Origin of the sequence: Coleofasciculus sp., from assembly GCF_046539235.1 — a bacterium.
Taxonomy (GTDB): Bacteria; Cyanobacteriota; Cyanobacteriia; order Cyanobacteriales; family Coleofasciculaceae; genus Coleofasciculus.
The window spans coordinates 1-6,120 of the sequence record NZ_JBKHHI010000408.1 but is presented as its reverse complement, the minus strand read 5'-3'; the positions used below and the strand labels follow the sequence as shown (position 1 = coordinate 6,120).

At 45.1% G+C, this 6,120-nt stretch carries 4 protein-coding genes; all 4 read right to left on the bottom strand.

What is annotated here, in order from left to right:
- The coding region (locus ACLFWI_RS25425) for a hypothetical protein (protein WP_446415234.1) at positions 1-464 on the bottom strand (464 nt) is incomplete at its 3' end.
- Positions 465-495: 31 nt separating this feature from the next.
- On the bottom strand, positions 496-702 hold the full coding sequence (locus ACLFWI_RS25420; protein ID WP_446415233.1) for a hypothetical protein: 207 nt from the start codon (positions 700-702) through the stop codon (positions 496-498).
- A gap of 27 nt (positions 703-729) precedes the next feature.
- Complete coding sequence (locus tag ACLFWI_RS25415; RefSeq protein WP_446415232.1) at positions 730-4,809, bottom strand: AAA family ATPase; 4,080 nt, start codon at positions 4,807-4,809, stop codon at positions 730-732.
- 434 nt (positions 4,810-5,243) lie between these two features.
- Positions 5,244-5,969, bottom strand: a complete 726-nt coding sequence (locus tag ACLFWI_RS25410; RefSeq protein WP_446415231.1) for a toll/interleukin-1 receptor domain-containing protein — start codon at positions 5,967-5,969, stop codon at positions 5,244-5,246.
- Positions 5,970-6,120 lie beyond the last annotated feature (151 nt).

Sequence of the window (6,120 nt, the reverse complement as noted above, 5' to 3'; positions counted from 1 at the left end):
TCAGCATATTGCCTTAACTCCTTTCCCAGTATTAGCAACTCCTCATGCATCTGAGGCTCTAACGACCAATTTTTCTCATGCTGTTTGGGACTGGCGGTGGGCGGTTTCTGGGCTTCCCAGGTTTGTAATAAGGGATGCCATTTTGATAGAAAGGGGCGCAAACCTTTATTAAGAACTGCAATGGCAATTCCGCCAACGGATTGAGAAGAGATGCCCACATCGGGACCCGCGTCTCTGAGGATTTGCCTGGTAATCGCAAACATACTATAGAGAGAATTGAGCGCTTCTCGCAGCAGTCCTTGGTCGGCTTCTAGGGATTGTACCGTGATGCGAGTGACCAGTTCAACGTAGAGTGACCAAGCGGCTTTGCGTTCGGTTTCATCCGCTTCCCATTCCGCACCGCCGATGCCAAATGGGAGGCTGACTGAGACTTTTTTTAATTTGGCGGGGTCTTGTTTGGGCATAAGTTTGTTTCGTTGATGAATTCACTAGAGTCTAGGTTGAACTCAAGGCAAACTTCTTGATTATCTCAGCAACAGCTTCTGCTTTTTCTGGATACAGGTACGCAATCGATATACAAACATTGTAGGCGGTATTTAAGGAGTAGGCGCAGGGAATTAACAGCATTTTGAATCTATTTTTATCTTTGAGTTTGGCAAGAATACTGGCAATGTTTAAAAAGAGTTTATTCTGTTCAATCAAAACTTTTTCCGCTGTGTTAAATGCCTGTTAAACTTGTCCTGCCATTACCTGTATTTGGGCAATCATCCAAAGTGCGTTCAGTTGTTTTTGTTCATCTGTAATCTTTTCTTTAGCCTTGAAAACTGTGTTCAGCGTTGCTGACAGCCCATCTTGATCTCCTTTGTTCCATTGACATGAAGCGATATCCGAGAGCGTTTTTACTTGCGTCCATCCATCCTCGATCTTGTTTGTGTTTTCCCAAGCCAGAGTAATTTCCCCTGCTTTTGCTTGTGCTACCGCTACTGTTGATAGAAGCGAGTCTGGTTTAGTCCGAATTGTTTGGGTTTTCTCTTGTTCAATTATCTCACAAGCTTCAGCCCAAATATCTAATGCTGCTTGCCTTTCTCCTAGTTCCAGCCAAGCCACTGCTATCCAACTTAGCGTTGTGGCTGCATGGTCAAATACCCAATTCCAAGAACGGAGGGCATTCTCATGAATAGTAGTGAGGTCTGTTTTTAATCTTTCCCTCTGTTCTGCCTCTGGATGTACCTGTGCCAGCGTTTTTAGTACCAGGGCTTTATGACCAATCAGTTTAATCTTTTGTACTGTCTCTAAGGCAGCATCAAACTCCTCTGCTTTTGCCTGAGCTATACCTATTGTTGTGAACAATTCAACCATAGACCAATCTATATGATTTGGATTTGGATAATTTTGCTGTTCAACCTTCTGTACAATATCAATAGCTTCAGTGAAGATGCATTTCACCTCATTTCTTTGACCTACTTTGGCGTAAACCTCGCCCAACCAGGCTAGAACGTTTACTTTTTGACTCAGCTCATTAATGTTCTTAGCAATTTCATTGACATCCTTAGCGTTAGCGTAAGCGAGTCCTTTTTCGTTCTGATCAGATAGAAGCAGCAACTCTGCAACATTGAGCAAACTAGAAGCTGATTGATATGAAACGTCATCAGCCAAGGATTTTTTAAGTCCCATGGCAAAGGTATCTCGTGCTTCTTTTGCCAGATCAATTTGTGACTGTATTGTAGCTATTGAGTTGAAGAGTTTAAGCTTTTTCCATGGATTGAACAAGCCGTTAGTAATTTTGAGAGCCTGACTAAAGTTTTTGGCATGAGCGTATGCTGTAGCTATTTCTACCAAGGCATCTTCTTGCTTGTTTTGTCCCCGAATATTACTTCCAAGTGTAAATGCATCCTCAAATTGTCCTGCTGTCACCTGTCCTTTAATAATTTCTATCAGCGCTTCATCTTTATCGGTTTGATTATCTGGAATATCAATCATGTTAGCCGTTTTAACCGCTTGGTCAAACCATCTTAGCTTGGTTTGGGCTTTAACTATTGTTAACAGAGATTGTGCTTTGCAGCGTTTGTCCTTAATTTGCAGTGCTGTTGTTATAGCATCGGTAAAATCTTCTTGCCATCGCTCAGCTTTCTGTGCCTGTACTGCTACAATCTCCTGGAGAATCATATCTTTATAATAGTCAGGGCTATTATCATAAATTCTCTTGGCGGTTTCCAGAACAGAAATAAAAATTCTATCGTCACACTCTTCCTGGCTTACTATCCACAGCAAAAGTCCTTCTATCGATTGATGGTCAATCGTTGTAAGTTCTTCACCGCTCTTAAGGGCATCAGCTAATTCTCCAATCTCTGCTTGCTTACTAGCTATTCTAGAGAGGTAAATATACTTAACATTGTCTTCAATGTTCCATGCAAATTGTTTAGCTTGACTCAATGAGATTCGTGATTGCTCTCTATCCCCAATTTTTGCTTGCGCCTCGGCAAGATATATCCAGTCGTCTTCTAAGTCACATTGAAACTCAATTCGTTGCAGGGTTTCGCGGGCATCAGAAAACAGTGCTGCATCTGCCTGGTAATTTGCTATGTCAATCAAAGTCCTCATTCGAGCCTTTTGATTTTCAATCTTGTGTGTTGCTTCCAGAGCTTCGCTAAAGGTGGCTCTTGCTTCCTCCCTATGTTCCAGTTTAATTTGCGCTTTGGCTATATCACCCATCCACCATGCCCACCAATAGCTTGGAAAGATTTGTCTTGTAATTTCAAGGACTTTTGCAAAAACAATTTGTGTTTCTTGACTATTGCCTTTTTCTAATTGCGCCTCTAGTATATCTCTGAGTGGAAAAAATTGCTTGAGCTCCAAAATAATCCGTTCTGCAATTGTAAGGGCGGCTTGAACCTTACCAAGTTTGAGGAGACACATACAGAGCCAAGACGAAGCAGAATATTCAAAAAGCCTTTGATGCAAAGCGAGACAGGTTTCCTCACTCACTTCAAAAATATGAGCAAGGAAATATGTAGCATACTCACATAGCCAATCAGTAGCCCAATTGAGTTGAAAAGAGGGCAAATTTTTCTGCTGTAATCTCTCCAACGTCTCCCGTGCGTCATCCAGCTTGCCCTCATCTTTCAACTCCCACGCCAGCAGCAGATACCAAAGAATACGGTGTTCAATCTCATACTGATTTGCCAGTACCCATGCCCTTTTGAGACTACCCGATCGCAACGCCTCTAAAGGTGACTCTTGAGCATTTGTCTGCCCCAGTCTGTGTGCGTGTACCAGCACAAACTCAGCCATTTTCTCTGCCTTGTCTTCTTCCGCAGCACCCTGCAACGCAATCTGAACAGTCTTCAAAGGCAAATTAGGCTCATCAGGTAACTGTTCTAGTTGGGTAGCCGCAAAGTCTGGATTTCGTGCGATCGCATACAATTCCTGCCACCGCTTCGCCTTTCCCAAATGTTCGGCATAATACCGCAACCCATAAGAACTATGGTATTCCTGCCATTTGGCACAATAGTCAATTAACTTAGCTTCCGCCAAAGACGCCTGATGCCCCAGCGCTCCTTTAAACTCCTGGGCGAGTAAGGGGTGAGCAAAACTATAACAACCCGTTTGAATACTAAACCATCGTGTCGCCTGCCAGGGTAAATCGGCTAAATCCCAGGCATTCAACGCAGTCAACGCTTCAATATCATCCTCAGATAACGCTCCCAACGCCACTGACAGCAACGCAAACAACTCCCGCACTTCCCTTTGTCGCTTAATCTCGTCAACCTTGGCAAGTTGGCGAAACTGTTCTTTCACATAAGCTTTGAACCCACCGGGACTATTCCGGAGTACGCCCTGCACATCCTGACCCTTTTTTGCCGCCTGTCTCAATTCATCAATCAGATAACGCAGGTAAAGCGGGAATCCCCCAGTTATCTCATCCAGCCGTTGAACAAAATCCTGATTCTGGCTATACGTGACTAACTCGCTGATTTGCCCTAGCCACTTAGGAATTGCCTCACGGCGTAACCGATTCAGATACAATCTCTGAGCATTATCTGTCCAATTCCGCAGGTATTCCGGCTCATCCCCTACCTCAGCCCGTGCTGAAGCAATCACAAACACGCCATCCGGGAGCCTGGTAAAAAACGGCTCCAATGGTTCTGAAGCCTCATCCAATCCATCCAACACAATCACCAGACGCTTACCCTCTGGCGAGACAGGTTTCTCCAGCATCCCCACCAGGATATCCCGCATCTGATTCGGATCATTCGGAAACTGCCCATTCCTAATGTTGTGATACAGATAGAGTTGTTTGAGCAGATGGCGATAGGCTTCCGAGACTAAGCGCGTCTTCTGGTAACGATAACTAAAACAGTGATAGGCGATGAAACAATCCTCCTGCTGGCTTTCTTGCCAATGGGACAACAGAGCCGATTTGCCAAAACCCGCCGCCCCCGTTACCAACAGCACCCCCCTAGAACTGTGCTGCACAAACTCATCAAGCTGACGCTGCTCCTCCTCTCGCCCTTCAAAGGGCTGCTGGATATACTCATTAACTATTCCCTTAACTTGAGCTTCTATCTCATAGCCGATATATTGCTCACCAATAATCGCAATCGCCGATTCAGCCAGGATGGTATTGAGGCGTTCAACTCCCTCTGACTCTTGCTCCAGCCGTTGAATTACTCGGATAGCTCGCAGCGATTGCGCCGCAAAGGGGCTAGGAATAATCGCCGGGTCAATTCCCAACCGGAACAGCACTTCCTCAAATTGAGCCGGATTCAGCGTTTTCAGGCGCTGTAGTAGTTCGCCTCGACTATCCATTCAACCCTATCCACCTGATAAGTTGCGTTCTATCATGTCATGCTGAGTGTTCTATCATGTCATTCTGGGCGTTATATCATGTCATGCATTTAAATTGGGAATGGGTAGCGAGCAAGATGCTCGCACTACTGGCGTGGCACACCTTATTTGATGAATTAAGCATTAGCCCCGAAACCGTAGGGGCGCACCGACGTGCGCCCAATTTCACGGTCAAATCTATTCCACAATTTTAGCTGTGTTAATCCAGTAGTGGCATGACCCACCTACAATAGGGCTTTGTTTGTAGTAAGCACGAAGAGTGCTTTAACGCCTAGCTGGAGAGGGCTAAAGCCCTCACTACAAAACAAATCTATTCCACAATTTTAGCTGTGTCGTACCATTCACCTTAGACTGCATTACCAAACTGTCAGTATTCAACCGGACATGACATCACCCTACCTCTTTAAGTGTGGAGCCGCTTGATAAATCGAGTCTAGCAATCCTGACAGCGACTCGCCGTCTTTTTGACTCGCCAATTTAATAATCTCTTTGGCTTTTTGCACCTGTGCCACATTCATTGGCAGTTGCGACTCATCCACCTCATAGTAGAAAATAACCTCATCAAACTGAGCCGGAAGCAGGCATTTGAGCAGATTAAACGCCAAGATTCTCGGCATAACGCCAGATGACACCTGGGCTGGGGGTGAAGCCGGAACAGGTGCAGGCGTCGTCTCACCCTTAAGCGGCGGCTTCCCTGACTCCCCCCGCATCCCTCGGATAAGTTGTTGAAATCCCTGCTCATAGTTATCATCATTAATGCTGACGTGGAGAAAAGATTGCAGAAAAAACGGCTTTTCGCAGTCTTTGTAGAGAACCGGAATTAGGCGGCGGCTGGGAGTCAGTGACTCAAGTTTAGCCTTTTTTTCCTCCTCAACTTGTGCCATTAGCCATGCGTCTTTCTCATAACTCACCCACTGGGAATTAACACTATCGGGGGAGAGAACCAGAACTAGAATACCTGCATTGGTTAATCCGTCTTCCAACTTATCCGGTATTCTATCACCGGGCAGAATCTCCCATTTATCCAACCAAGCATCAATCCCTTCGCGGCTGCGTAAATCCGTTGCCAGACGCTCAACAAAGGGTTTGTCAATACTGCTATGACTGATAAACGCTTTCATTATTTCAGATTATTAATATGGGGATTATTATAAACTACTCTTGGAGATTTACACACTATCGAGCCACCCTAAACCTGGTAAGCCAGATGAGTCTTGATTACCCCCTTTTGCCATGGCGATTGAAATCGCTGCTACACAAACAAAGCCTGCC

Excerpts from the sequence above, each read along its gene's own strand:
- ACLFWI_RS25415 (WP_446415232.1), bottom strand. The coding sequence starts at position 4,809 with ATGGATAGTCGAGGCGAACTACTACAGCGCCTGAAAACGCTGAATCCG.
- ACLFWI_RS25410 (WP_446415231.1), bottom strand. The coding sequence starts at position 5,969 with ATGAAAGCGTTTATCAGTCATAGCAGTATTGACAAACCCTTTGTTGAG.